This is a genomic window from Maridesulfovibrio sp. (assembly GCF_963676065.1).
Lineage (GTDB): Bacteria > Desulfobacterota > Desulfovibrionia > Desulfovibrionales > Desulfovibrionaceae > Maridesulfovibrio.
Genome location: NZ_OY780933.1, coordinates 3,805,677 through 3,830,399 on the forward strand (window position 1 = coordinate 3,805,677; position 24,723 = coordinate 3,830,399).

Here is a 24,723-nt window from a genome sequence, read left to right on the forward strand (position 1 = left end):
CCAGAGGAATACTGAATTAAACTTTTTTCTTCATCCGGTTCATCCATAAATCGGAGGAGGAAAAAGCGGGCGGAGCAGAGAATGACAACCCACTACATTACCAGAACCTCAAGCAATCTTGCAGGATACAATTTTGTCATCATGGCTGCCTTTTGCTGGTCTCTGGTCACCCTGTTTTCCAAAATTCTTTTTGCCGCCGGGCTGTCAGCACTAGAAATTTCCTTCTGGCGGGCATCGCTGGGCTGCCTTTGCTTTGGACTGCATGCCGCCTGCACCCGCTCGTTAAGCATCAAACCTAGTCATGCCATGATGTTTATCCTTTGGGGAATGCTGAGCATCGGCGGACTTTTTTATATATACTTCCTGTCCATGCAACACAGCGGCGCAGCCATGGGGGTGGTCCTTCTGTACACCGCCCCAGTCTGGGTTGCGCTGCTATCCAAATTTGTCTCCCATGAAGAAGTTTCCAGACGGAAATGGCTATCCATAACCATCGCCCTGTGTGGTGTAGTCTGTATCTGCATCTCCGGCGGCAGCCTACAAGCAGAAATATCTTCAACCGGCATTGTCTGCGGACTGGGGTCCGGGGTGTGCTATGCTCTGCAGTATCCCTTTTTCAAATACTGGCAGAAGTACTACCGGACTGAAGCAATGTACACATACATGCAACTTGGCGGAACGCTGCTTCTGCTGCCCTTCACCCATTTTCATACTCCATATTCCGCAACGACATGGCCTATCATTCTGATGACGGCACTGCTCACCGGATATGCGGCGTTCTGGGCATACGGGCAGAGCATGAAGCGCATTCCGCAGGTCCACGTGGCTGTTTTCTGTAATCTGGAACCCATTCTGGGCACGCTCTGGGCGTGTTTCTTCTTCGGAGAAAACTTCACTGCGGCAGGCTGGATAGGTTTCACCCTGATCCTGTCTGCCGTAGTGCTGTTATCCCTTGAGGGCAGGAGATGCAGCGATGTCTAAAATTTGGATTAGTTGTAGCGAAGCTTCCGGCGATATGTTCGCCGGAGCACTTGCCGGGGAACTGCTTCGGCAATGCCCGTCTCTCAAAATTACAGGAATGGGAGGCCCCGCACTTAAAAATTCAGGGGCAAAAGTCATCTTTTCCATGAACCGCCTTTGCTTCAAAGGTTTCATGGATGTACTACTCAATCTGCCCGCGACCTTCCGATTGCATCAGGAAATCACACAAAGCTGGGAAGAGGATTTCCCGGAAGCTATTATCATGGTCGACTGCCCGGATTTTAATCTTCCGCTGGCAAAATCAGCGCATGACATGGGGATCCCCGTATATTATTTCATGGCCCCCCAATTCTGGGCCTGGAAGCAGCCGGGCATACAAAAACTGCAACGCTACGTGCGCAAAACATTTTGCGCCCTTCCTTTTGAAGACGAGTACTTCAACAAACGGGGTTGTGCAGCCGAATATTTCGGCCATCCCCTGCTCGACATCATTCCGCTAAGCTCTCTGGACAAACTCACCGTAAACCACAACCGCATTGGATTCATGCCAGGCAGCAGGCGAAAAGAAATTTCATTTATGCTCCCTGAATTTGCCAAAACTGCCGCCAAACTGTTCTGCGAAAACCCCGCTCTGGAATTCCACATCGCCCGCGCTCCCGGTATCAGCAGGGATTTTTTACAACAGTTATGGCCGTCCGAACTTCCTGTAACCATCGTTCCCCCGCAAGGTCGTTTTTCCATGATCAAAAGATCGGCCTTTATTTTCTGCACATCCGGCACGGCAACATTGGAAACAGCGCTCATCGGCTCTCCGACCATAGTGACTTACAAACTGGACCAGCCAGCAGCATTCATCGCCGGTAAACTAGCCTATTCCAAATTCATCAGCCTTACCAACATCCTTTTTCAAGAAGAAATCTTCCCCGAACTGCTGCAAGGCAAAGCCAATGCCGAATACCTCCTCACCCTAGCCAGATCATGGTTTAACTCAGCTGACCGATTACAGTCGTTACGCGATAAATTACGAATGACTCGGACCACTGCCGGACCGCCGGGCTGCCTGAGCAGAACAGCAAATTATATTTTAAATGACCTCAATCAATAAGGAGAAAATAAATGAATATCGGTTTTATTGGTACAGGAAATATGGGAACAGCAATTATCAAAGCACTTTCCAAGGTGGAAGACATCACGATCTTCGGCCTGAATCAAACCCGAAGCAAACTGGAAGCACTGGCGGCAAGAACCGGCCTTATTCCATGCTCGAATATTAAAGAACTGGCAGAAAGATCTGATTTCATTGTACTGGCGGTCAAACCGCAGCAGGCTGAAAATATCTGGCCCGAACTGATCCCGACGCTGACCAAAGATAAAATACTGATCTCCATCGCAGCCGGACTGACTATGCATTCACTCAAGGCCGCTACTAACAATCTCTGCCCTGTAGTCAGGGCCATGCCCAATACCCCAGTGCTGATCAAAGAAGGAGTTACAGCTCTATGCTTTGACGACCCGGACCTGAACGAGAAAGACAAGCAGGCCATCCTCCATATATTCACACATTGCGGCGAAGTACAGCCTCTCCACGAAAACCAGTTTGATGCCTTCACTGCAGTCATCGGATCCGGTCCGGCTTTCATCTTTTATCTGATTGAAACCATGGTTGAATCAGGAGTAGAACTCGGTCTTCATCGTGAGGCCTCATCGCGCATGGTCAAAAAATTGTTCAGCGGGGCCAGCCTTATGGCTGAACGTTCACCGGAACATGTGAGCATGCTTAAAGAAATGTCCATCGCCCCGGCGGGAACAACTATCGCCGCGCTGGCCCACTTCGACCGCACCGCCATTCGAGGCCACATGATGGAGGGCATCCGCATGGCTTTCAAGCGCAGTATTGAAATGGGCTGATTGTTTGAAACCTTACCGTAGCGAACAGCAAAAAATTTTAAATGAAGATGATTCCAAAAAACAGGAGCAACAAGGAAGATCACCCACTGCTTCTAGCAGATTTTCTTGACCATATTTATCAAGATTTACCCTATAAAGAAGGAACAATCTGATTATCACCATTCAGTCTCGACTCAAGTTTAGCAACATAAATTCTGGACTAATCAGTCCGAATATGACAATTTAATTATCAAAGACATTAACTAGGATCATTATTTTGGCTAGACATCAAGAATTTGAAACAGACGAAGCATTGCATCAAGCTATGAAAGTTTTTTGGCGCAAAGGATACGAAGCTACGTCTATCAATGATTTACTTAAAGCTACAAATTTAAGTAAAAGCAGTCTTTATGCTACATTTGGAGGAAAACGCGATCTTTTTCTCGCCGCGTTTGACTCATATCGTGATGCTCGCAAATCAGAAGCGATCAAAATTCTAAATCAAACTCCTGCTCGAAAAGGAATCGAACAATTTTACAAAATGATTCTCGAAGGAGCTAAAGCTGACGAATTTTCCAATGGATGTATGAGCATTAACCAAGCCGTTGAAATGGCTCCCCATGACGAAGACGTTCGAGTTAGAGTGAAGCAGGATTTCCAGTTAATGGAAAAATTTCTAACCCAAACTATTGAACAGGGGAGATTGGATGGATCTGTAAAAGGACGAAAGACGGCAAGGGAGCTTTCACGTATTTTAGTTGTCGCTTTTCCCGGACTACAAGTTATGGTTCGAGCAAAATGTGATCAGGAAAGACTGGACGAAGCTCTTCAACTGGTACTTTCTCTTCTTGATGAAGAATAATTTTTTTAATTAATTTTGGACCACATGGTCCAGAAAAGACAGGAGCATATATAGTGCAAACATAAACCCTCAAAGATAATGGCAAGCACAAATACTCACAGAAAAGCAGCTATAGACGATACTCACTCTATAGAGTGTATGCTGCATAAGGAATAAAAAATGAAATCTCCAAGTATAGGAATAAGCCTTGAAGGATATCCAAGTATTGGATTGACAGGACTAAGTGCTATAATATTTGCAATTCTAGACTGGCAAACTCTTGCAATTATCTCGTTATTACTTTGCTGGTTTTCGGTCGGGTTCTTCCGCAATCCTGAACGTGTAATCCCTCAAGAAAAAGATATAGCTGTCAGCCCTGCCGATGGAAAAATCATCCGTATGACCAAGCGTCTCGACCCCATGACTGGTCATGAGCGGGAGTGCATAAGTATTTTTATGAATATATTCCAAGTTCACGTGAATCGTGCCCCGGTTCAGGGGAAAATCGAATCTATCAAATACTGGCCAGGTAAGTATCTCAATGCTTCACTGGACAAAGCCAGTACGGATAACGAACGTTGCGGATATTTGATTACTGACGAGAATAAAGACATTTGGAGTATGGTTCAAATTGCAGGACTAATCGCAAGACGAATTGTCTGCTACACAACTGAAGGAGACACGGTAAGCCGAGGACAGCGATATGGTCTAATACGCTTTGGCTCATGTGTAGAGCTGTATTTACCACCGTCATACACGCCTACAGTAAAAATAGGAGACTATGTCACCGGCGGACAAGACATAATCGCAAGAGCAAGAAAATAATTAAAACCACCAGCACCCAAAAACATTGTCCTATAAAAACTTTTCAGGAGCAACTCTACAATGAATCAATTATGTACCGAATTTGATGAAATCGATCTCCAAATTTTGGACATCATTCAGACTGATTTCCCTTTATGTTCACGCCCATATGCCGAAATCGGCACACGACTTGGACTGGCTGAAGGCGAAGTACTATCAAGAGTGAATGTTTTACGCGAAGACGGCACGATTAGACGAATTGGCGCAAATTTTGACGCATGCGAGCTGGGCTGGGTTTCAACACTTTGCACAGCCACTGTCCCTGAAAATATGATGGATACATTTATTTCATGTGTTAACTCACAGTCAGGAGTTACACACAACTACCTACGTTCTAATGAATTTAATATTTGGTTCACGCTTACTTCTCCTTCAAGAGAAGATGAAGCTGCGGCGCTGAAGCTGATAACAAAACAAACAGGCATAAAAATATTAAACTTACCGGCAAGTCGGCTATTTAAAGTTCGTGTAGACTTCAAAATGGGATCAAAAAAATAAATACTAAAGTAGATGAAATAGATGAAAAGATAATTAAGTGTCTAAGAGATGACGGACGCATAACCATGAAAAATCTTGGGGAAGAGGTGCATCTGACAGGCCAAACAGTAAAAAAACAGAATTGAAAAGCTTGAAGACATGGTTATTCTTCAAAAATACACAGTAAACGTCAACTGCCCTATGTTCGGATATAAAATTCATATTCTTATACGATTTCAACTAAAAATGACAGATATAAAGAGTATCAAAAACTTTTACAAGAAAAGCATCTACGCGTAATTCATTGCTATCAGATTACCGGTGAAAATTTATATGTTTTAGACATGCTATTTCTTGACATGGAGAACCTAAATTCCTTCCTCCAAAAAATTGAACAATATGGGAGCTATGAGGTTAATATCATTTTAAAAAACATCCACGAAATTGAATACTAGCCCAATATTCACACGACATCACACATAAAAAAGCCCTCACCATAAGATGAGGTGAAGCAGGTTGGCGACGTGCAAATCCTGATTCCCAATCGTCCCAGGAAAAGCGATTCTCAGTATGAGCGGCAGAAATCCCGACACCGTTTTCGTCGCCGTGCAGCCATCGAGCCAATCATAGGTCATCTCAAACACGATCATAGAATGGCCAGGTGCTATCTCAAAGGTGCCATTGGCGATGCCATAAATTTGTTCATGGCAAGTGCAGCGTTCAACTTCAGGAAGTGGATGCGGAAGTTGGGGCAGTTTTTTGCTCTCTTTTCGTTCTTCACCATGTTTGGAAGCTCAAGGCAGCGACTTGCTGCAAATTTTGGATAGCTGTTAAAATAGCTTTTTCAGGACTGACTAGTTATATTATTTTCTACCAAGATATTTTTTGTACTTTTCTCATATTTAACTTCACAATCTTATTACCCGCCACCTTAACATTTCTCCCAAACATCAGCCGCGCAAAACTCTGCGCCACTTGCCTTGCATCCGCATCATTCACGCTGAAGAATATTTTATTGCCGTTGTCCTTTACCATGGCTCCATTCTTCAGCGTGAAGAGTACATTTCCAGAGGAATCCACACGCCAAGTCATCTTATCCAAATTACGGTTATTACGATCAGCAAAACGCTTGACCTCTTCTGCCTGTAATTGAAGCATCTTAGATATGGACAACAGCCTGCGTTTGTCTTTCCAGGACAGATTTGAATCTGATTTGAATTGGTTCTGCTTAATTTTCAGATCAGAAATTTTTGAAGCCGTACCAGCACGCTCAGGTGAGGGATTGCTTTGAATCGGCTCCTTCTTTGAACGCAAGATCTGCAAAGCTGTTTCATCGCCATTTTCAGCCTTCCATTTCAAAAAATCATTCCAACGATTGAAAGGTGTTTGTTGACCCAGTTCCGAACGCTTTCCCATCATTTCCTTTTTTAAAGCTTCAATAGATACCGTTTTCCTACCGGTAGCAATAGCAATCAATCGGCTGCGGTCTTTGGGCCTCAGCTTGTTGTCTTTTCTTATGGCTTTGATTTTGGCATTCCAATCAGAATTAATCTGTTTCCAGCGGCCATCCTGTTCTTCGCGCAAAGCCTCATAAACCTTTTTTCTCTCGGCTACAGCGGCCTTATATTTAGCGTAAAGTTCGCCACGCTGTTTATGTAGAGGACGGGCTACGTACCTATCTTTTTCATTCTCCTCAAACTTTAAAGGCTTCTGGTAATGACCGAGCTGAGTTTCAAGCTTGGACTTGGAAAAGTCACGGTCAAGTCGACTGGCTTTAATGGCCGTAGTGGAATGACTGTCTTTGATGATACAGCCGTTCCCGCGCAACCGGACCTCAACCCCAATTTGCGCTAATGATTTATGAAATTCCTGCCAGCCATGTGCAGAACGCAAGGACTCCAAAATAAAATCCTTGCGCTCCTTTACATATGAATCAAAAGACTGCTGGCCGGAATGGGCTTCATAAGTTGCAGCCCGGTCATTATTGCGTTTGGGCAACAATTCTTTTTGTCTGCCATTATCGAGTTTCAGACCAAATTTTTGTTCCAGCTCACGGTGCAGCCGGTCACGCTTATGAAAATCCCGGTAGGGCTCGTGCCGGGTCAACTTCTCCGGGTGGATCATGTTGTATGCTATGTGCATATGAATATTATTGGTGTTCTTATGAACACCGCAATGCCGCTGGTGCTCCTCAAAACCCAAGACCGTGGAAAACTCATGCTCAATCTCTTTAAATTCTTCCGGCGTAAGAACGGATTCATCTTCCGGCCTGAAAGACACGATCAGATGATAGGTCTTTTCCTTGCGGGTGCGCTTATTCAAATCTTGAGTGTCGAGCACTTCCTGAATCGCCAGCTCGTAATCATCCCCAGCCCAGCAACCTGCACACCACGACATAAGGCTCTTTTCGCCCTTGTGCTTGGCGTCAGCAATATATTGGGCCAGTCTCCGGTAATTATCGTTTTGCGGCTTACAAGCAATCCTGCGGCTAATCATATAGACCTCACCTTCTTGACTATTTGCCGTTGAGTCTGACCTATTTCTCTAAGTAGCCTCTCTGCCGCCTTTCGGTTGTCATCATCGTCAAGGATCAGCATCTTTAAAAGACCGCCCAGACGACCCTGATCCCCATTGAGCTTCAAAAGTTCCCGGCGGGTCTGTTGATCCGTGCTGCTCTTGATTTCGTGCCCCAGACATACGGCCTTGGCAAAAGCAGACAGCGACAAACTGCACTGTTCTGCGCTTGTGCAAATAGACTGATATTCCTCTTCAGAAACATAAGTCTTGATGACTTTCTTTTTGCTGGGCATGGCTATCGTTTCCTCACAATTGTCCTTTCAATTGCGTTGAACCGAAGGTGAATAAGTCACCCTCAGCCCAAGGCTGAGCAGGACTTAAGGGAGACCACTTTGGAAAAGTGGGCCTACCTTACCTGTCCTGCCTTCGGACGCCATGAGAAACTATGCCATTTTTTGATATTCAGGAAGGAGGTCTTCGAAAATTAATAATCATATCAATTAATAAAGCATGGAACCAAACTAAATCAAACAAAACCAAGCAGAATCAAAATTTCTCAAAAGATATCATTCTGTATCAAAAAATATCCTCATTCGAGCTGAAACAATCAAGATGCACACAGCCATGATTTAAGCCATCCTAAAATATAAAACACATACTTTTCAAACACAATATTTTACCAAGGATACCCCAACAATGGAAAATTCCGTTCCCCTAAAAGAAACGGGGATGCTTATTTGGTTTAAGCATCCCCGTTTCTTCATTTTCTCTCGCAATGAAATATTTTCAGACTTATCAGACTGCACGGCTGACAAGCCCTGCCCCAACTTTTCTTCGCTCGTGAAAATCAAACCTCACGCATCGAAAAATAATTATTTCAATCCCCAGCAAAATAAATTAATTTTTTCTTAAACAAAAAGTCTACCCATTTAAAAAAAATTTACTTTTTTCCCAAAACCGGGAGAGGACCGGGAGAACCCGGAAAAACAAAAAGTAAAAGGGTGCTAGACTAAACGTCTAACACCCTGTATTTACTGTGGTAGGCCACCAAGGACTTGAACCTTGAACCAACGGATTAAGAGTCCGCTGCTCTACCAATTGAGCCAGTGACCCGTGTCGTGAGAAAAGGGTTTAGATAGATTCACTGCAGATGTCAATCGTTTTTTTATTTTTTTTATTAAAAAAGGCAATTAAATGCGTTTTAAGCTAATTTCTTTAATTTTTTTTAGTTTCGTTTCATTTTTTACGCTTATCTGTTCACAGTCGGCTCATAGCGCCCAGAACCTGAATAAAAACCTAGGGACCAAATGGGAAATACTCCACCTCACCAAAGAAGCACAGAAAGAAACAGGGCTGAAAACAGATATTATGACGGCCCTGATACTGGAACCCAGAAACGGATGGTATACATATTCCCATAATCCGGGAAAAATGGGCCAGCCTACGGTATTAAAAGTAACCCTTACACCGGACAACACCATACTTCCGGTCCTCTACCTGCCGGGAAAACTCAAGGATGACCCTTTTAATAAGGGTCAGAAAATAGCTACCTATTCTGAACCTACTCCGATTTTGATTCCTGTTCCCGAAGGACTAAAATCTTTCAATTTAAAAGCTAAGCTTTCACTGCTGATGTGTTCCGATACAGCCTGCCAACCTTTCAAAACCAACCTGACGCTTCTCGGATTAGCAGTTTTACCGGACAAGCTGCCGCAGGCCCATCTTCAACCGTGGTGGCCAAAGTTCGTTAAGCTGCGCAAGGGAGCTAAAGCCATTAAAATCTCCCTTAAAAATATTGCCGCAAAAAATACCCCCGAACCGAAGGCAAAGGCAGTTGAAAAGCTGGTGAAAGAGACAGCTCCGCCGTTAACGGGGGCAAAGGGAAACCCCACTACCCCCGAGTTTTCATTTGATTCTCTTAAACCTAACTCCTTTACTCCGGGACTAGAAGTCACTGACCTGACCACTGCGATACTATTCGGTCTGCTGGCAGGATTTCTGCTCAATTTCATGCCCTGCGTACTTCCGGTAATCAGCCTGAAACTCTCCACCCTGCTGGCTGGAACCGGACACCAGAATGCACAAGAACAAAAGCGTGGGTTCCGGGAACACAATGTCTTCTTTGCCCTTGGCATAATGCTTTACTTTGGAGTGCTTAGCGGAATCCTCGGCACAACCGGAATGGCTTGGGGGCAGATCTTCCAAAAACCCACGGTTGTCATCGGGCTGACCGGGATTGTCTTCGCCCTTAGTTTAAGCCTTTTCGGACTGTTCAATCTGCCCATTGTAGACCTTAAAATCGGCTCGGAAAGCAGCGGACCGCGCAGGCAGGCCCTTTTTACCGGGGTACTGGCAACCCTGCTGGCAACTCCCTGCAGCGGACCTTTTCTGGGTGGAGTTCTGGGCTGGGCTATGGTCCAACCTCACTATGTTATCAGCTCGGTATTTCTCAGTGTTGGCGCAGGTATGTCTTTGCCATATATATTGATGGCCATTTTCCCGGCACTTGCTACACGTTTTCCCAAACCCGGCGCATGGACCATCTGGATCGAACGGGCCGCGGGATTCTTCCTTGTCGGGACCTGCATATACCTGTTCAGCATCCTGCCGGAAGATATGTACATCCCGACTATGATTTTTCTATGGTTCACCGCTGTAGGCGCGTGGATGTGGGGACTTTCATCCGGTACTGATAAAAAATCAGCAATGTATCTGCTGCGTATCGGCGCCTTAGCCATTTGTATCGGTGCTGGTTTCTGGGCGACAACCCCGCAGGAAAGGACCGCGCATTGGATTGGTTTCGAGCAGCAGGATTTCAGCGACCGTTTAGGTAATGAAGCTATACTCGTGGAGTTCACGGCCGACTGGTGCCCTTCCTGTAAAGTCTTGGAGCAGACAGTGCTAACCCCGACCAATCTAAACCGCTGGCGGGATAAATACGGACTTACTTTCATAAAAGTGGATTTGACCGCCCCGGACAAAGTTGCCGATAAATTCCTGCGAGCTTTAGGCAGCCGTTCCATACCGCTGGCAGCCATCTTCAAGCCCGGGAAGGACGCCCGGTCACCTACGGTTATCCGCGATCTGTACACTACAGGGCAGATGAATGAGGCTTTAAGCCAGACTCTTAAATAAGGCCGCCTAAGCCTTTACGGCAGGCTCACAGTCAGTTATCACGTGGCTCAACAGCAACTTAAAAACAATAGACACAAAGGAAGCGCATGCTTAATTTTCAAATATTTATTCCTACCCGCATTATTTTCGGCCCCGGTAAACTGGCAGAACTCGGTACTCTGCCCCTCCCCAAAGGCAACAAAGCCATGGTCATCATCGGTGAATCCGGCGCAATGATCAAAAACGGCTACCTGGAAAAGGTACAAGCCGCACTTGCCAAACAGGATGTTTCCACCGTGGTTTTCGATAACATCTCCCCCAACCCTAACTCAGATCAGGTTGATGAAGCAGCTAAAACTGCCCGGGAAAAAGAAATTGATTTCATCGTTGCCCTTGGCGGCGGATCTACAATCGATGCAGCCAAGGCAATCGCCCTTTTAACCACCAACGTCGGCAAATGCTGGGATTACATGCAGTCCGGTTCCGGTGGTGGTGTTAATCCTGAAAATCCCGCAGCGCCGCTAATCGCAATCCCCACTACAGCGGGAACCGGCACAGAAGCGGACCAGTGGGCAGTAATCAGCAAATCCGGCGGCTCTGAAAAAATAAGCCTCGGTAATGACTCCACCTTCCCCACTATTTCCATCGTCGACCCGGAACTGATGATTAGCGTGCCGGCACGCATGACGGCTTACACCGGCATTGATACATTTTTCCATGCGGTAGAAACATTCCTTTCCACCGCGCATCAGCCCATGAGTGACATGCTGGCTCTGGAAGCAGTACACCTGAGCAGCCATTACCTGCCCATGGCTATCGTGGAAGGCGATAACATAGAAGCCCGCACCGTCATGGCATGGTCCAGCACTGCCGCAGGAATGTGCGAAACCCTTTCCCGCTGCATCTCCCAGCACTCTCTGGAACATGCCTTAAGCGCCAAATACCCCGATCTGCCGCACGGCCTCGGCCTTGCCAAGCTTTCGGTTCCTTATTTCAAGCGCCTTATCCCGGAAAGCCCGGAACGCTTTGAAGATCTGGCCATGGCGATGGGCTATGACACTCAGCAGTTTGATGAAAACATGCGCGCCACAGTATTCCTCGAAGGTTTACGGACTCTGCTTGAAAGGTCCGGTTTCAACGAAGAATCACTTAAAGATTACGGTGCCAAAGAAGAAGACGTTGCTGATCTGGTCGATATCGCGGAACAGACAATGGGCAAACTTTTCGAGTTCACCCCTGCGGAAATGACTCGCGAAGACCTCGAATGCATCATGTCTGAAGCCATCGCAGGCTAGCCAGCTAAGGCTTATCGAAAGCCTGACGGGCTGTCTTAAGCGGTTTGTCCGGAGTATCCGAAGGCCGTAAATTAGCGCATAATCCGAAATTAAATTATAAAGGGGAGCTCCTCTAAAGGGGCCCCCTTAATTTCCATCTAACTGTGGATTGACATTATAGTGTGGTCTTTTATAAGTATAACCACAGACAATTAAAGAATTTTGGCGAGATAAAAGTGTAGGCGGATGGGGATCGGAGGCATACACAGCACAATGACTAAAAAGCAGAAGAAAATAGTTCAATGCCCGTTTTGCGATAGCAACCGCCTGTATTTCAGACGGGGGCTCGTTTCTGATGTGCTCATTTCCATGATCCTGCCGGTCAGATCTTACACCTGTGGTTCATGCAGCCGCAGTTTCCGCCGTTTTGGCAATTACTTCACCAGCAGGCAGGCGTTAATTCATATTTTATGTGTGCTTGCGATCATCGCATTCATCAATCCACAACTGCTGCTCCCGAAGAATCTGCTTCTTCAAGAAGAGCAAGTCACAGAAGAACCCGCTGTAAAGACTGACAAAATCACGAACATCACAGCAAAAGAAGAACTTCCGCTCCTTTCCATGACCATTGCCAACGCCACAAACAGCACGTTTTCTATGGAGAATGGAACCCTTGCTATCACGGCAGCAAACGGTACTACGAATGCATCGCAAACGAATATGACGCAGACCGAAACAATAGCGGAAAACGCTACTACAAAAACTATTCTGGCATTCAACGGCACTGACGTCAGCAATTCCACCGCAGCAAAAAAGAACAGCGGAAAAGTCGCCGAAAAAGCGACCGAACCGGTAAAACAGATTCAGGGCCTGCAACAGGGAAAGCTGGAATCCATCTACTTTAAAGAGGTGAAAGGTAAAACCAGAATCAGCCTTGATCTCGGTGGGGCACCTCTTTCCTACACCTCGTTTTTCTTGAAAGATCCCAACCGCCTTGTAGTTGATATCCATGGTAAATGGGATTACTTCGGACCGACCGTGCTTAAGCCTGAAAACCCTATTTTCTCACGCTTCAGGATAGGCATTTACGAAGATAAGATCCGCATGGTCATGGATCTGAAAGGACAAACCCCGGCCCCGGTCATAGCCAAAACCGCAAACGGGCTTGATATTGATGTTAAGTAATTTTTTTTACGAATAAAAACCTAAAAATCCCCGTAGCCGTCAGACTACGGGGATTTTTTAGATTGAACGGCCACCCATCTCAGGTTAAACTAAGCGGGACGTTAATAATCTCAAATTCCCAAGCGGAGATCAAACATGACGAACCAAATTGTTGACGACCTTAACTGCCGTTATACCTGCAAAAAATACGATCCATCCAAACGCATTTCATCCGCCGATATGGCTGTGATTAAAGATGCACTGCGCATGTCGCCATCGTCCGTCAATTCTCAGCCGTGGAAATTCATCATCATTGAAAGCGACGCGGCAAAACAACGCTTTCACGATACTTTCGCCAACAAATTCGAGTTTAACCAGCATCACGCTAAAGCGGCATCACACATTATTCTATTTGCCTACAATCCCTACTTCACGCAGGAGCACTACAAAAAAGTAGTAGATGCAGAAGTCGAATCAGGCCACCTACCCGCTGACAAGTATGACGAGATGATGGAAAAAGGGATGTTTTTTGCAGGCCTTAACACCGACGAAACTGGATACAATGGTTGCTGGACCAAAGCCCAGACCTATCTGGCACTGGGAAATACCCTGCACGCAGTTGCACGTCTGGGGATAGATTCCACTCCCATGGAAGGCATTGATTCAGAACTTATCGGAAAAATATTCAAGGAAGAACTAGGCGGATACGTGTGCGACGTAGCACTGGCGCTGGGATATCACTTGAAAGACGGAGACGTTAACCACGGTCAGCCTAAAGCGCGTCTCCCGCAGGAAGATGTAATAACTGTTTTATAAAAAAAAGGTGCGCAGGCAGCAAAAGCAACCTGCGCACCTTTATAATTTTTCAATCCAGCGACTATTCAATACAGATTATATCGTGCATATCGCCGGTAATACATCTGCCGCCGTCCGGGGTAACCTCAAAGGTATTCTCCACGCCGACCATACCGACTCCGGGAATACCCTGCTTCGGCTCAAGGGCAAAAACCATACCCTCTTCAATAGGCAGATCAAAGCCTTTGGCAATGGGCGGAAAGCCATCCACGGTCAACCCGATACCATGCCCGATAAACGGCACCTTGCTCTCGCCGATTCCCATAAAACCATCCATATAACCCTGCTTATCAGCTTCGGCCATGACCATAGCAAAGACATCACTGACCAAAGTGCCGGGTTTGAGATTTTCAGCGGCAAGAGTCTCCATATCCTGACAGAAAAGCTGCGCATCAAGCACATCTTTGGGAATGGAGCTTTGCGGTCCGGACCAGTACAGCTGAGTTTTATCAGTATGATATCCTTCCATTACAAATCCGCAATCAACGGCTAGGGGAGTATTCTCGTCCCAGAATTTATCTCCACTGCCCATGAAGGGCGAAACAGGATGCACGCCTCGAAGGCCTAACGGGCCGTTGAAAGAACTGGGATAAATACCGGAATCACCTGCGGAGACATGTCCCAGGAATATTTCTTCATTAAAGGTCTGCATACGCATGATGCCTTCATGTCCGAGCTCGAAAAAGATATTCCAGAGGTATTTGGAAATTTCCAATTCACTCATGCCGGTTTCGATCAATTCAGGCAGAACCTCCGCCAAAGCGGTATTGTGCAAATGACCGACTTCGCGCATGATTTCCAGTTCCCACTCAGATTTCATCGCGCGGGATAGAGCCAGAACGTTATCACCGGGAACAAATTTATACTCGGACATCCGTGAAGTAAGCATTTCGCCGAGCTGCCACGTAAGGCCCGCAGTTTCAGCTCCGATAACTTCCGTCAAAGGTTGCCCTGCCTCTTTGGCGAGAGGGGCGATGTCTTTAAATGATCTGAAACTGACGATATTTTTAATGGAACTTTCAATGGAAGCCCTTTCGTATGAACGGCGCACGAAAAGAACAGGCTCACCTTCCAGCGGAAGCCATACTGCACCGTTGACAAAAGAGCCGGAGAGATAATAAATCTGCAATCGCGAAAAACAAAGCATGCCCCCTGCCTGCGGAGCTACTTCAGGCAGAAATCGGCGGCATTTTGCCCAGCGGGCTTCAAGCTCACTACGCGGCACAACTACATTTGATTCAAGATCGGACATGAAAGATTCTCCTTGAGTGTATCAATTACATAAAATTTATGATTCTGGGGAAAGAGAAATCCCGCCAACTGAGAAAAGAGAGCTTTGCAAGTAACCGGGCTTTACTGTAGCATGCTGAAATTAATTGCCCGGAGAGATTAGAATATGTTTATACTTGATGAAAAAAAATTAGCCTCACTTCTTGACGAGGTCAAGGTTATAGCCGTAATCGGCGCAGTAGATAAGCCCGGACGCCCTGTGGATAGGGTCTGCCGCTACATGATTGAAGAAGGTTATAAGATTGTTCCCGTGCATCCTAAGAGAAAAGACGTCTGGGGACTTGAGACTTATAAATCAGTTAAGGACATTCCCTTTCCGGTGGACATTGTCAACCTGTTCAGAACGTCTCAATTCTGCGCGGACCACGCCCGTGAAGTTCTGGAACTTGAAACCATGCCCAAATGTTTCTGGATGCAGCAAGGAATTTCCAGCCCGGAAGCACGAGAGTTGCTTTCCGGCACAGATATCACCGTAATCGAAGACCGTTGCATAATGGTCGACCATAAAAATTTAGCAGGCAAAATATAATGAGCAAGGCTTTCGAATGCCGTATGTGCGGCCATTGCTGCCAAGGCGAAGGCGGTATCATCATGACCGCTAAAGACCGCACCCGTCTCGCCGGACACTTAGGTATTTCCGAACAGGAACTTATTGATAAACACAGTGAAACCGTGAACGGTAAAATACGCCTCCGGTCACGCGAAGACGGCTACTGCGTATTTTATGAGGAAGGTTGCGGAGTCCATCCCGGACGCCCGGATATCTGCCGGGCATGGCCCTTCTTCCGTGGTAATCTGATAGATGAAATGAGCTGGGAAATGATTCAGGATTACTGCCCCGGTGTAAATAAAGAAGCAGGCCACGCTAGATTTGTCGAGGAAGGCAAGGAATACATCCGGGCAGAAGGACTTCGCCAGCATGATCCGGAAGTTGCACCTAATGCGCTTATCACTGAAGAATAATTTTTTATTATGAACACAAGACAGGCACAGAGCATTTTAAAAGTCGGACACGATGCGAGTGAAGAGGATATTAAACGTTCTTTTCGCAAGCTGGCCTTCAGCATGCACCCGGACTTAAACCCCAGCCCTGACGCCGCCAAGAAATTCCGCGAACTGAATGAAGCATACGTATTCCTCAAAAATGTAGCGGGTAATACCGGTTCCGGAAAAGCTTCGACCTCCCGGTCGTACAAAAAACAAAAACAGGATTTCAAAACAAAATCCGACCGCAAGACCGCCCACGAAGGAGCCAGCGCCTACAGGGCACAGCAATCGAAAGCCAAAACTGAAACCCGTAGCAAAACAACTTCTAACGCCCAGCAGAGCCGTTACTTTTTCCAGAAAGAAGAGGATGTACTCAAAGACATACTCAACGACCCATTCGCCCGGCAGGTATTTGAAGATATTTACAGTCAGATAAGTAAAGACAAACCCTTCCAGCGCCCGAGCGCCCCGATCAAAGAACGTAAAGTGAATCTCAACTGGGGAGATAAAACCGCATCAGTTGATGTTTCATCGGGCATAGGGTCCGGCGTGAAAGCATGGTTCAAGGGCCAACTCGATGATGAGCAGACCGTCCATTTCCCAGCCTCGGCTCTGCATCCGGGCCGAACAGTACGCATCACTCTGCAACAGGGTTTCCGTAAAAAGAGTAAAACACTTGAAATAACCCTGCCCCGCGATTTTGTCATCGGCCGTCCCATCAGGCTGAAGGGTCAGGGACGTAAGCTGGGCCCTTTCAAAGGCGACCTGTATCTGCGCATAATGGCAAAATAATTTTTTTATCCGGCTTTTTTTAAAAAAAATATAGTCAGACTACATTTTCACTTGTTTTCCTTCGTTTTTTTGACTAGCTCCTATATATAGAACAGAACCGTTATATACTGCCGCCTCAAGGCAGCCGTTCTTCCGGATTCAACTCTGTATCTGGAATATATACCCTCATTAAAGTTACAGACTTCTGCGGTTCAATAAGTATTTAACAAACACAAGGGGGCCCCTCAAATGCTGGCTATTCTTGACTATAAGGCCGGAAACCAGACAAGTGTGCAACGCGCGCTTAACAAGCTAGGCATTCCGAACCAGATTACTGCTGATAAGGAAATCCTGTCTAACGCAACCGGTATCATCTTTCCCGGTGTCGGTGCTGCAGGTCAGGCCATGGATGAACTTACATCCGGCGGGCTGGACGAACTTCTCAAAGAACTCGTACAGAAGAAAAAACCTCTTCTCGGCATCTGTGTCGGCTGTCAGATTCTTCTCGACTACAGCGAAGAAAATGACACCCAGGCACTTTCTGTCATTCCCGGTGAATGTCGCCTTTTCAATCCCTCATGGGAAGATTACGAAGGCGTCCCCATCCGCGTGCCCCACATGGGCTGGAACCAGATTGAATTGAAACAGGACTGCGTTCTCTTCAAGGATATTGACCCCGAAGCGAACTTCTATTTCGTACACAGCTACTACCCCGCTCCCGAAGAAAAATACATCATCGGTGAAACAGTCTACGGCCGCCCGTTTTGTTCCCTGCACGGACGCGAAGGGCTCTGGGCCGTTCAGTTCCACCCGGAGAAAAGCGGCAATCCCGGGCTGAAGCTGCTCTCCAACTTCTACGAATACTGCAAGGAGGCTTCCGATGCTTAGTAAAAGAATCATCCCTTGCCTCGACGTAAGGAACGGAGTCCTCACCAAAGGCATCAAGTTCAAAGGCAATGTAGATATCGGTGATCCCGTTGAAACTGCACGCCTCTACTACGAGCAGGGTGCGGATGAGATCGTTTTCTACGATATCACAGCATCTTCCGAAGGACGCGGCATTTTCCTCGATGTTGTCGAACGGGTTGCATCAGAGATTTTTATCCCCTTCTCCGTAGGAGGAGGCATCAACTCCGTTAAAGACATGCGCGATGTACTCCTTGCCGGAGCGGAAAAAGTTTCCGTGAACTCCGGCGCTGTCAAAAACCCTGATATCATCAGCGAAGGGGCCGCAGCATTCGGTTCCCAGTGCGTTGTGCTCGGCATGGACGTGAAACGCGTTGATAAATCCGAGCAGATCCCTTCAGGTTTCGAGATCGTCATCAACGGCGGACGCAAATTCATGGGCATAGACGCCCTCGAATGGGCCAAAACCGGGGAATCCCTCGGAGCCGGTGAAATCTGCCTCAACTCAATTGACGCAGACGGCGTTAAAACCGGCTACGACCTCGAACTTACCCGTCTGGTAGCAGAAAGCGTACAGATTCCGGTAATCGCATCCGGAGGCGCGGGAAATCCGCAGCATATGGTTGATGCCGTAACTGAAGGCCGGGCCACTGCCGCGCTCATCGCCTCCATAGTTCACTACGGCGACTACACCATCCCTCAGCTGAAAGAATACATGGCTGAAAAGGGCGTGCGGGTTCGCAGCAGCTGGTAATTCAAAAATTACACAAAGTTTTAAAGAAGGCGTTGATGGAAACATCAACGCCTTTTTATTTTTACTATGCCAAAGCGTGAAAGAACAAGTAGGGGTTGCTTTTTTATAACACTTTTAATAAAAGCCTTTTCGTCTATTTATCACCGCAAAATCAATTTGCTATGACAAAAAAGGTACAGTCCTAACCTTCTCTGCTAAGAGATGGATTTTCTACCACCAACAATTAAATTTTGGAGAAACTAATGAAAAAAGCTATAGTCTTTACTTTACTTCTAGCTTTGGTTGCGGTTGCAACTCCTGCTTTCGCAGCCTCCCCTATCCTTAAACAGGCTGCTGCCGTTTGTGATGCTTCACTTAATTCCGGTGATGCTGCCGTAGTTAAACTGGGATTTACTGAAAGCTCTGCAAAACCTCAAAATCCATTTGGCGAAAAAGTCTTTGAAAAAAAAGCTGATGGACAGACTCTGATTGTGACAACCGGTAAAAAATTCAGAAAAGCATTTTGTGAATTGTATATCCCTAATGGAAGCCTGGCAGACTATCAGACCATCCGTACAGAATTGATCAAGCTGAATAAGACTGAGGGCACCAATTACGACGACAACATTGACGGAAAACCTTATCGCGGTGAGATATGGGGGGACAAAGAAACAATGGATAATGGCAACACTGCTGATCTGAAACTTGGAAGCACCAAACTGGGCTCCCTGTTCATTCAGTTCAGTGCCGTTAAGTTCCGCCAGACTCAGGACAGAACAGGAATCATTATAGAAATGATGGAAAGATAAATGTAAAAATGCCCTTGCAGACCAGCAAAGCCTGCAAGGGCAATTCAATCCTTTCTGTTGGAAAGATCAAACAAGATATTATAAATAAGGAGAGGTAGAACGATTATCCAAGAATATCTCTTACAAGCTCCAGATACGGTTCAATCCCGCACGGCACATCATCAGGCCACTCAAACTGTTCCCCTCTATCTTTCAAGATCGTTCCTATAATCATTTCAGCAAGCTTCATATAATCAGACGGATCATCTATGACCTGCTCTCCGGGGAGAAAATAACTGCTTCCGTTATCGCGGGAACTGATCACAGGCACCCCGCAGGCCAATGCTTCAAGCACCGAATTTGAGCAAGCATCGTAGAATGATGGAAGTACAAAGATATCCGACCGCCCGTAAAATGCGGGCATATCCTCCACCTTACCAAGAAAATGAACCCGTTCGGCAACGCCTAATTTTTCAGCAAGCTTGATGTACTTTGAGGGTTTGCGACCTCCGGCAACCTGCAATTGATAATTTTCCGGAAGCTCTGCAAGGGCTTTAATCAAAAAAGAAACACCCTTTAAAGCAAAATTGGTGGTAGCGGTGGATATGAGTATGTCATCTCCGGTCAGGGAAAATTTTGCGCGGGCAAGCTCTCTCTCTTCTCTATCGATAGGGCTGAATAAGGAGAGATCCGGCTTATTGTAGATGATATCGATTTTTCGCCCGGCAAGTAGCGGGTGAGAGTCAATCATCCAATCCCGCACGCGGTTCGAAACGCAGACCATGCGGCAATCCGACGCAGCCTGTCTGCGCTCAATATACTTAATGAGCATATTAACCAATGCGATCCGGCGGCGGAACATTTTAAAGGAGCGGGCCAGTCCTGCAGGCCATGCCCGTTGCGATAAAGCCCAGAAGGATTCCAGCGGTCCTCCTCCGATACGCAAAATGTCTTGATTCAGGGATTTACCGAGGCTTATAGTCAGGTCATAGTTCCCTTTCCTGCGGGCCTTTTCCGCTGCCAGCACAAACCAGAGCAGTTTGCCGGCCCGGCAGAATCCATAACGGCCGACGTTGATGATATTTACTCCCTGCGGGGGCTCATCTTCAGCTCGGGCACATATAAAATCAACGGAATATCCCGCATCAGTCAGGGCCACACTCAAATTATATCCGAAACGCTCTACCCCGCCGTAACGACTGAAACGGGGCAGGATCAAGGCTATTCTTTTCATTTTCATATATGGTAAGTACCTTGCGGGCTTTTATTTATATTGATACTCGCTGAGCATATAAGGCGACATTAAAGCCGCCTGAAATTCAAAATTAGAATCTGAAATTATTGCAACGGACGGGTATGTTATTCGGAAACAACTGTCTTGCCAAGGAAAACGCTCATACAGGAGAAATAAGTGCCGTTTTTTACTCAAGCTCTGGATATGCAGATTTTCATTCTGGTCAACCAGATATTCCGCAAACACTGGCTGGATATCACTATGCCGCTACTTTCCTCCGCTGCCCTGCTCTGGGCCATAATCGCAGCGGTAACAATCTTCGGGGTCAGGAAAAAAGGGAGTAAATTTCTTATTATCATCCTGCTCATCTCCGCTACTATGGGACTGGCCGACTTTTCCACCAACCTGATCAAGAAATCCATAGGCCGTGTCCGCCCACTTAATTCAATTGCATTGACCTATTTCAAAGATGACGGAATCTGGCAGCGCAGGCCACTGGATTACCAGCAGACCAAAGAACGCGGCAACTCCTACCCCTCCGCACATGCTGCAAACTCAATGGCCTTTGCGGTTATGCTCATGTTTTTCTTTCGCCGGCTCAGACCGTGGATGCTCTTCCTGCCCATAGGAGTCGGCTATTCGCGTCTCTATCTGGGTAAGCACTTCCCAACAGATGTAATGGCTGGCTGGGCACTGGGGATGTGCGTGGCAATATCAGTCTGGCTGCTCTGGAGTTACTGGCTGAAATATAAATTACCTGAGAAGTACCGACCGTAAATTGCAAATTTAAACTATTAAGAATTCTCAGGGTGATTATCCCCTTTGCCCGCGAAGGCATAATCCGTGTAGCTAAAAGCGCGAAGCGAATCATACCAAATAGAAAATCGACTTGATCCTGACGGTTCAAGTCGATTTTCTATTTGGGGGATGGGGTGATTAAAAATTACCGGGCTGGCTAAAAAAGTTGTTACCCACAAGACAATTTACATTGAAATTTTCAGCCAGCACCGGTTCGAAATTTTTGTCCGGGATCCCAGGGGATGTGCGGAATCCCGGACACATGGGAAGGAAGGAATTTACAACTAGATTCCCGGAACCGGAAACCTTGAGCAGAAAGATTCAATCTCCGACCGGGTGGTAACGGCCAGATTATTATCTTCAGGACTTTTGAGAATGGTGGTGATCCAGCCCGCCAGTTTAACCATATCGGACTCCTTCATACCACGGGAGGTGGCTGCGGGAGTACCGATCCTGATACCACTTGGTTTCAGGGGCGGATTGGGATCATCAGGGATAATCTGCTTATTGGTGGTGATGGAAACTCCATCGAGCAGTTCTTCGGCAACTTTACCGTTGATGCCGTAGCTCTTCTCGGTATCGAGGACCATCATGTGATTGTCCGTTCCTCCGGTGACAAGGGAGGCACCGGATTTAAGCAATTCATCCGCGAGTGTTTTAGCGTTTAAAAGCACCTGCTTGCCGTAATCTTTGAATTCCGGCTCAAGCGCTTTCTTAAGAGTAACCGCTATACCGGCAATGGTATTCATGTGCGGTCCGCCCTGCAGACCGGGGAAGACGGCCTTATCGATCTTGGGCGCGAATTCCTTTTTGCAAAGGATCATTCCGCCGCGAGGACCGCGCAGGGATTTGTGGGAGGTGGAGGTGACTACATCAAAGCCGAAATCAAAGGGGTTGCGTATGACATCGGCAGCAATGAGTCCACCATAGTGCGAAGCATCGGTCATGGTGATGGCCCCGACTTCATCAGCTATTTTCTTGAATGCGGCATAATCCAGATCGCGGGGGTAGGAGGTATATCCGCAAAGGATCATTTTCGGCTTGTGTTCAAGGGCGGTTTTACGCAGCTCGTCAAAATCGATAGCGCCGTCAGCAGGGTTGGTTTTGTAGCGTACGAAATTGAAAAGCTTACCCATGAAGGAGACCGGAGCACCATGAGTAAGGTGACCGCCATGGGAGAGATCCATGGCAAGAATAGTATCGCCGGGTTCAAGAAGACCGAGATATACAGCCTGATTCATAGGTGAACCGGAGAGAGGCTGTACATTGGCATGTTCGCAGCGGAAGACCTGTTTTGCCCTTTCACGGGCAAGATCTTCTATGGTGTCAGTATATTCCTGACCGCCGTAGTAACGTCTGCCGGGGTAACCTTCGGAGTATTTATTCGTAAAAACACTGCCGAGGGTGCAGAGCACTTCGGGGTAGGTGTAATTTTCGGAAGGGATAAGTTCAATACCAGCTCTCTGGCGAGATTCCTCGCCTGAAAGTGCATTGAAAATTTCGGGATCGTTTGATTGGAGAAGATTTCGATATTCCTGCATGGGCACTCCTTGTAGATCGCCTCATGAAGAGGCAAGGAAGCACGTCTTGAAAAAGACGAGGCCCAGGCGAGCGGCAGGTAATAAAAATTCCGTGTTTCCCTGTGGTTAATTCCACATTACATCGCCAGTTGCACGGAATGTTTGTTCAAAAACTGGTTTATATCTAGCAACAGACTTTTACTCTGTAAACATTTTTTTTGACTCGGATTTAAATTTCCGGTTCACCAAGCTTGTAGCGAATACGTAAAACACCATCATCAAAGCTATGCGAAACAACACTAAAACCACCAATTTCATTGGTATTTTTAACATGTTCACCAATACAGGGGCAGGCATCAAAATCACCGATATTTACAACCCGCACCTCAGTCACTCCTTCAGGAAGGCGGGTAAGGTTGAAGCGCTCATCCGCCTCTTCAAGACTGATCATCTGTTCAGTCACATCTAAATTGGATGCAATCGCCTCATTAACTCCCTGCTCGATTTCAGCAGCTTCAGCATCGGTCAAACCGCGCTCAAACTTATAATCACATTTAGATTTTTTCTTGTTGATATGGGCGCTGAAACAGCGGTCACAATCAAATTTACGTACCATTACCTGATTCAGAATGTGTTCTGCGGAATGCATGCGGGGCTTATATTCTTTTGCCATGTTTGGAATCCTTTTTACTTAAATCATTACTTTAGCGACAACTTATTCCAATTGAACCGAGATAACAAGTTCAGATAAACGACTATTCCCATCCCGCAGCCTCCTCCTCAAGCAAACGCATGAATTCTGCCATGGCCGGAGAAATCCATTTATCCTTGTGGTGGACAATCTGGACCCGGATAGGATCAAGTGATTCCCATGGAACAGCCTTGAGCCTGCCATCCGCCAGTTCTTTTCGAATAACAATATCCGGCAGGAAAGATACTCCGATATTACAGAGCAGGTATTGCTTGATCACTTCCACGCTGGCGGTTTCAATGATGTTATCGGTCTTGATGCCTTTTTCCTCCAGCAACTGCTGGAAAATCTGGCGGTAGCTACATCCGGTTTCCGTGTAGAGAACCGCATGGGAAGGGGAATAGATTAACTCCTCAGCAGGATACTCGCGCGGCAGGACCACGCACATAGGCTCGTCAAAAAGGGACTTGCAGACTAGCTCGTCTTCCTCAACCACCTGATCCAACAGCACCGCAAGATCAAGAGAGCCATCCCGCATCTGCCCACGCATAACCGGACAAATCAGGTTGTGCATGATCAGTTCTACCTTGGGATACATGGATTTATATTTTTGCAGCACCGGGGAAAGACGGTAAATCATAGTTGATTCCGGCGCACCGAGATGTAACTGGCCAGCGGGTTCCCCCACTTCATTTTTCAATCCACAAATATCATCATACCCAGTCAGCAAGGGCAATACCCTTCTGTAAAGCCGCTCCCCGAATGAGTTAAGAACCACCCGCTTACCAAGGCGTTCAAAAACAGGCTGTCCGTAAAAATCCTCAATCACCCGCACGTGGGAAGTAATTGAAGACTGAGCATAATTGAGCAATTGCGCGGCCTTGATAAAACTGCCCTGCTCCACAATTTCCTTGAATGATAATAAATGCCGGATTTCCATGCTGCCCTCCTAACTCCATCCTTATCAATTTTAATGAACATTTCAATCTGAACATTCAGTTTTTAAAATAACAAATACCTTGCTAAGCTTT

General features: G+C 46.6%; 26 protein-coding genes, 1 tRNA gene, 1 pseudogene and 1 riboswitch. Of the genes and pseudogenes, 20 read left to right on the top strand and 8 right to left on the bottom strand.

Annotated elements, in window-relative coordinates:
• Window positions 1-81 precede the first annotated feature (81 nt).
• From ACKU35_RS17065 to ACKU35_RS17105, 9 genes and pseudogenes are all read left to right on the top strand, one after another.
• Entirely contained in the window at window positions 82-981 is a 900-nt protein-coding gene (locus ACKU35_RS17065) for a DMT family transporter (RefSeq protein ID WP_319761151.1), read from the top strand.
• Entirely contained in the window at window positions 974-2,086 is a 1,113-nt protein-coding gene (lpxB, locus tag ACKU35_RS17070; protein ID WP_319761153.1) for a lipid-A-disaccharide synthase, read from the top strand. The genes ACKU35_RS17065 and lpxB overlap by 8 nt, the downstream gene beginning before the upstream one ends.
• Before the next feature lie 11 nt (window positions 2,087-2,097).
• The gene (gene proC, locus ACKU35_RS17075; RefSeq protein WP_319761155.1) at window positions 2,098-2,889 is read left to right on the top strand and encodes a pyrroline-5-carboxylate reductase; all 792 of its coding nucleotides are present in this window, start codon (window positions 2,098-2,100) and stop codon (window positions 2,887-2,889) included.
• A 256-nt stretch (window positions 2,890-3,145) separates the two neighbouring features.
• A complete protein-coding gene (locus tag ACKU35_RS17080; protein WP_319761156.1) occupies window positions 3,146-3,730 on the top strand; it encodes a helix-turn-helix domain-containing protein in 585 nt (194 codons plus the stop codon).
• Between the two features lie 159 nt (window positions 3,731-3,889).
• Window positions 3,890-4,534, top strand: a complete 645-nt coding sequence (locus ACKU35_RS17085; protein ID WP_319761158.1) for a phosphatidylserine decarboxylase family protein — start codon at window positions 3,890-3,892, stop codon at window positions 4,532-4,534.
• Between the two features lie 60 nt (window positions 4,535-4,594).
• Window positions 4,595-5,071 carry an AsnC family transcriptional regulator gene (locus ACKU35_RS17090; RefSeq protein ID WP_319761160.1) on the top strand — a complete coding sequence of 159 codons (477 nt, stop codon included), beginning with the start codon at window positions 4,595-4,597 and terminating at the stop codon, window positions 5,069-5,071.
• Between the two features lie 17 nt (window positions 5,072-5,088).
• Window positions 5,089-5,196, top strand: a complete 108-nt coding sequence (locus ACKU35_RS17095; RefSeq protein WP_407944210.1) for an AsnC family protein — start codon at window positions 5,089-5,091, stop codon at window positions 5,194-5,196.
• An 87-nt stretch (window positions 5,197-5,283) separates the two neighbouring features.
• Window positions 5,284-5,505 carry an Lrp/AsnC ligand binding domain-containing protein gene (locus ACKU35_RS17100; RefSeq protein WP_407944211.1) on the top strand — a complete coding sequence of 74 codons (222 nt, stop codon included), beginning with the start codon at window positions 5,284-5,286 and terminating at the stop codon, window positions 5,503-5,505.
• A gap of 114 nt (window positions 5,506-5,619) precedes the next feature.
• Window positions 5,620-5,799 (top strand): annotated as a pseudogene (locus tag ACKU35_RS17105) (transposase); the annotation flags it as partial.
• 121 nt (window positions 5,800-5,920) lie between these two features.
• Here ACKU35_RS17105 and traI read toward each other — a convergent pair.
• The 3 genes from traI to ACKU35_RS17120 form a co-directional block, all read right to left on the bottom strand.
• Window positions 5,921-7,546: a TraI/MobA(P) family conjugative relaxase gene (gene traI / locus ACKU35_RS17110; protein WP_319761162.1), complete on the bottom strand. Its 1,626-nt coding sequence runs from the start codon at window positions 7,544-7,546 to the stop codon at window positions 5,921-5,923.
• Entirely contained in the window at window positions 7,543-7,860 is a 318-nt protein-coding gene (locus ACKU35_RS17115; protein ID WP_319761164.1) for a plasmid mobilization protein, read from the bottom strand. Before ACKU35_RS17115 ends, traI begins: the two co-directional genes overlap by 4 nt.
• A gap of 744 nt (window positions 7,861-8,604) precedes the next feature.
• Window positions 8,605-8,680 (bottom strand) — tRNA-Lys (locus ACKU35_RS17120).
• A gap of 81 nt (window positions 8,681-8,761) precedes the next feature.
• On the opposite strand from ACKU35_RS17120, the gene ACKU35_RS17125 reads away from it, so the two are divergent.
• The 4 genes from ACKU35_RS17125 (at window position 8,762) to ACKU35_RS17140 (ending at window position 13,935) form a co-directional block, all read left to right on the top strand.
• Window positions 8,762-10,702: a cytochrome c biogenesis protein CcdA gene (locus tag ACKU35_RS17125; RefSeq protein ID WP_319761166.1), complete on the top strand. Its 1,941-nt coding sequence runs from the start codon at window positions 8,762-8,764 to the stop codon at window positions 10,700-10,702.
• An 86-nt stretch (window positions 10,703-10,788) separates the two neighbouring features.
• On the top strand, window positions 10,789-11,976 hold the full coding sequence (locus tag ACKU35_RS17130; RefSeq protein ID WP_319761168.1) for an iron-containing alcohol dehydrogenase: 1,188 nt from the start codon (window positions 10,789-10,791) through the stop codon (window positions 11,974-11,976).
• Between the two features lie 252 nt (window positions 11,977-12,228).
• A complete protein-coding gene (locus ACKU35_RS17135) occupies window positions 12,229-13,140 on the top strand; it encodes an AMIN domain-containing protein (RefSeq protein ID WP_319761170.1) in 912 nt (303 codons plus the stop codon).
• 135 nt (window positions 13,141-13,275) lie between these two features.
• Window positions 13,276-13,935 (top strand): nitroreductase family protein, encoded by a 660-nt coding sequence (locus tag ACKU35_RS17140; protein WP_319761172.1) that lies wholly within the window; start codon window positions 13,276-13,278, stop codon window positions 13,933-13,935.
• A gap of 61 nt (window positions 13,936-13,996) precedes the next feature.
• Here the strand turns inward: ACKU35_RS17140 and ACKU35_RS17145 are convergent, their stop codons facing one another.
• Window positions 13,997-15,226, bottom strand: coding sequence for a Xaa-Pro peptidase family protein (locus tag ACKU35_RS17145; RefSeq protein ID WP_319761174.1), 1,230 nt, complete (start codon window positions 15,224-15,226; stop codon window positions 13,997-13,999).
• A 144-nt stretch (window positions 15,227-15,370) separates the two neighbouring features.
• On the opposite strand from ACKU35_RS17145, the gene ACKU35_RS17150 reads away from it, so the two are divergent.
• The 6 genes from ACKU35_RS17150 to ACKU35_RS17175 all read left to right on the top strand — a co-directional run bounded on the left by ACKU35_RS17150 (window position 15,371) and on the right by ACKU35_RS17175 (window position 19,470).
• Window positions 15,371-15,793 (top strand): CoA-binding protein, encoded by a 423-nt coding sequence (locus ACKU35_RS17150; RefSeq protein WP_319761176.1) that lies wholly within the window; start codon window positions 15,371-15,373, stop codon window positions 15,791-15,793.
• Window positions 15,793-16,227, top strand: a complete 435-nt coding sequence (locus ACKU35_RS17155; RefSeq protein ID WP_319761178.1) for a YkgJ family cysteine cluster protein — start codon at window positions 15,793-15,795, stop codon at window positions 16,225-16,227. Before ACKU35_RS17150 ends, ACKU35_RS17155 begins: the two co-directional genes overlap by 1 nt.
• 9 nt (window positions 16,228-16,236) lie before the next feature.
• A complete protein-coding gene (locus tag ACKU35_RS17160; RefSeq protein WP_319761180.1) occupies window positions 16,237-17,043 on the top strand; it encodes a DnaJ domain-containing protein in 807 nt (268 codons plus the stop codon).
• A 228-nt stretch (window positions 17,044-17,271) separates the two neighbouring features.
• Window positions 17,272-17,910 carry an imidazole glycerol phosphate synthase subunit HisH gene (gene hisH, locus ACKU35_RS17165; protein WP_319761182.1) on the top strand — a complete coding sequence of 213 codons (639 nt, stop codon included), beginning with the start codon at window positions 17,272-17,274 and terminating at the stop codon, window positions 17,908-17,910.
• Window positions 17,903-18,682 carry an imidazole glycerol phosphate synthase subunit HisF gene (hisF, locus tag ACKU35_RS17170; protein WP_319761184.1) on the top strand — a complete coding sequence of 260 codons (780 nt, stop codon included), beginning with the start codon at window positions 17,903-17,905 and terminating at the stop codon, window positions 18,680-18,682. Before hisH ends, hisF begins: the two co-directional genes overlap by 8 nt.
• Before the next feature lie 242 nt (window positions 18,683-18,924).
• A complete protein-coding gene (locus tag ACKU35_RS17175; RefSeq protein ID WP_319761186.1) occupies window positions 18,925-19,470 on the top strand; it encodes a hypothetical protein in 546 nt (181 codons plus the stop codon).
• A 103-nt stretch (window positions 19,471-19,573) separates the two neighbouring features.
• Here ACKU35_RS17175 and ACKU35_RS17180 read toward each other — a convergent pair whose 3' ends face one another.
• Window positions 19,574-20,689 (bottom strand): glycosyltransferase family 4 protein, encoded by a 1,116-nt coding sequence (locus ACKU35_RS17180; protein ID WP_319761188.1) that lies wholly within the window; start codon window positions 20,687-20,689, stop codon window positions 19,574-19,576.
• A 171-nt stretch (window positions 20,690-20,860) separates the two neighbouring features.
• Here ACKU35_RS17180 and ACKU35_RS17185 point away from each other — a divergent pair, with 171 nt between their 5' ends.
• Window positions 20,861-21,460, top strand: a complete 600-nt coding sequence (locus ACKU35_RS17185; RefSeq protein ID WP_319761190.1) for a phosphatase PAP2 family protein — start codon at window positions 20,861-20,863, stop codon at window positions 21,458-21,460.
• A gap of 305 nt (window positions 21,461-21,765) precedes the next feature.
• Here ACKU35_RS17185 and glyA read toward each other — a convergent pair whose 3' ends face one another.
• From glyA to ACKU35_RS17200, 3 genes are all read right to left on the bottom strand, one after another.
• On the bottom strand, window positions 21,766-23,022 hold the full coding sequence (gene glyA / locus ACKU35_RS17190; protein WP_319761192.1) for a serine hydroxymethyltransferase: 1,257 nt from the start codon (window positions 23,020-23,022) through the stop codon (window positions 21,766-21,768).
• A gap of 53 nt (window positions 23,023-23,075) precedes the next feature.
• Window positions 23,076-23,164: riboswitch (ZMP/ZTP riboswitch) on the bottom strand.
• Between the two features lie 66 nt (window positions 23,165-23,230).
• Window positions 23,231-23,674 carry a hypothetical protein gene (locus ACKU35_RS17195; RefSeq protein ID WP_319761194.1) on the bottom strand — a complete coding sequence of 148 codons (444 nt, stop codon included), beginning with the start codon at window positions 23,672-23,674 and terminating at the stop codon, window positions 23,231-23,233.
• A gap of 82 nt (window positions 23,675-23,756) precedes the next feature.
• Window positions 23,757-24,632, bottom strand: coding sequence for a LysR family transcriptional regulator (locus ACKU35_RS17200; RefSeq protein WP_319761196.1), 876 nt, complete (start codon window positions 24,630-24,632; stop codon window positions 23,757-23,759).
• Window positions 24,633-24,723 lie beyond the last annotated feature (91 nt).

Excerpts from the sequence above, each read along its gene's own strand:
- ACKU35_RS17065 (WP_319761151.1), top strand. The coding sequence starts at position 82 with ATGACAACCCACTACATTACCAGAACCTCAAGCAATCTTGCAGGATAC.
- lpxB (WP_319761153.1), top strand. The coding sequence starts at position 974 with ATGTCTAAAATTTGGATTAGTTGTAGCGAAGCTTCCGGCGATATGTTC.
- proC (WP_319761155.1), top strand. The coding sequence starts at position 2,098 with ATGAATATCGGTTTTATTGGTACAGGAAATATGGGAACAGCAATTATC.
- ACKU35_RS17085 (WP_319761158.1), top strand. The coding sequence starts at position 3,890 with ATGAAATCTCCAAGTATAGGAATAAGCCTTGAAGGATATCCAAGTATT.
- ACKU35_RS17090 (WP_319761160.1), top strand. The coding sequence starts at position 4,595 with ATGAATCAATTATGTACCGAATTTGATGAAATCGATCTCCAAATTTTG.
- traI (WP_319761162.1), bottom strand. The coding sequence starts at position 7,546 with ATGATTAGCCGCAGGATTGCTTGTAAGCCGCAAAACGATAATTACCGG.
- ACKU35_RS17115 (WP_319761164.1), bottom strand. The coding sequence starts at position 7,860 with ATGCCCAGCAAAAAGAAAGTCATCAAGACTTATGTTTCTGAAGAGGAA.
- ACKU35_RS17125 (WP_319761166.1), top strand. The coding sequence starts at position 8,762 with ATGCGTTTTAAGCTAATTTCTTTAATTTTTTTTAGTTTCGTTTCATTT.
- ACKU35_RS17130 (WP_319761168.1), top strand. The coding sequence starts at position 10,789 with ATGCTTAATTTTCAAATATTTATTCCTACCCGCATTATTTTCGGCCCC.
- ACKU35_RS17135 (WP_319761170.1), top strand. The coding sequence starts at position 12,229 with ATGACTAAAAAGCAGAAGAAAATAGTTCAATGCCCGTTTTGCGATAGC.
- ACKU35_RS17140 (WP_319761172.1), top strand. The coding sequence starts at position 13,276 with ATGACGAACCAAATTGTTGACGACCTTAACTGCCGTTATACCTGCAAA.
- ACKU35_RS17145 (WP_319761174.1), bottom strand. The coding sequence starts at position 15,226 with ATGTCCGATCTTGAATCAAATGTAGTTGTGCCGCGTAGTGAGCTTGAA.
- ACKU35_RS17150 (WP_319761176.1), top strand. The coding sequence starts at position 15,371 with ATGTTTATACTTGATGAAAAAAAATTAGCCTCACTTCTTGACGAGGTC.
- ACKU35_RS17155 (WP_319761178.1), top strand. The coding sequence starts at position 15,793 with ATGAGCAAGGCTTTCGAATGCCGTATGTGCGGCCATTGCTGCCAAGGC.
- ACKU35_RS17160 (WP_319761180.1), top strand. The coding sequence starts at position 16,237 with ATGAACACAAGACAGGCACAGAGCATTTTAAAAGTCGGACACGATGCG.
- hisH (WP_319761182.1), top strand. The coding sequence starts at position 17,272 with ATGCTGGCTATTCTTGACTATAAGGCCGGAAACCAGACAAGTGTGCAA.
- hisF (WP_319761184.1), top strand. The coding sequence starts at position 17,903 with ATGCTTAGTAAAAGAATCATCCCTTGCCTCGACGTAAGGAACGGAGTC.
- ACKU35_RS17175 (WP_319761186.1), top strand. The coding sequence starts at position 18,925 with ATGAAAAAAGCTATAGTCTTTACTTTACTTCTAGCTTTGGTTGCGGTT.
- ACKU35_RS17180 (WP_319761188.1), bottom strand. The coding sequence starts at position 20,689 with ATGAAAATGAAAAGAATAGCCTTGATCCTGCCCCGTTTCAGTCGTTAC.
- glyA (WP_319761192.1), bottom strand. The coding sequence starts at position 23,022 with ATGCAGGAATATCGAAATCTTCTCCAATCAAACGATCCCGAAATTTTC.
- ACKU35_RS17195 (WP_319761194.1), bottom strand. The coding sequence starts at position 23,674 with ATGGCAAAAGAATATAAGCCCCGCATGCATTCCGCAGAACACATTCTG.
- ACKU35_RS17200 (WP_319761196.1), bottom strand. The coding sequence starts at position 24,632 with ATGGAAATCCGGCATTTATTATCATTCAAGGAAATTGTGGAGCAGGGC.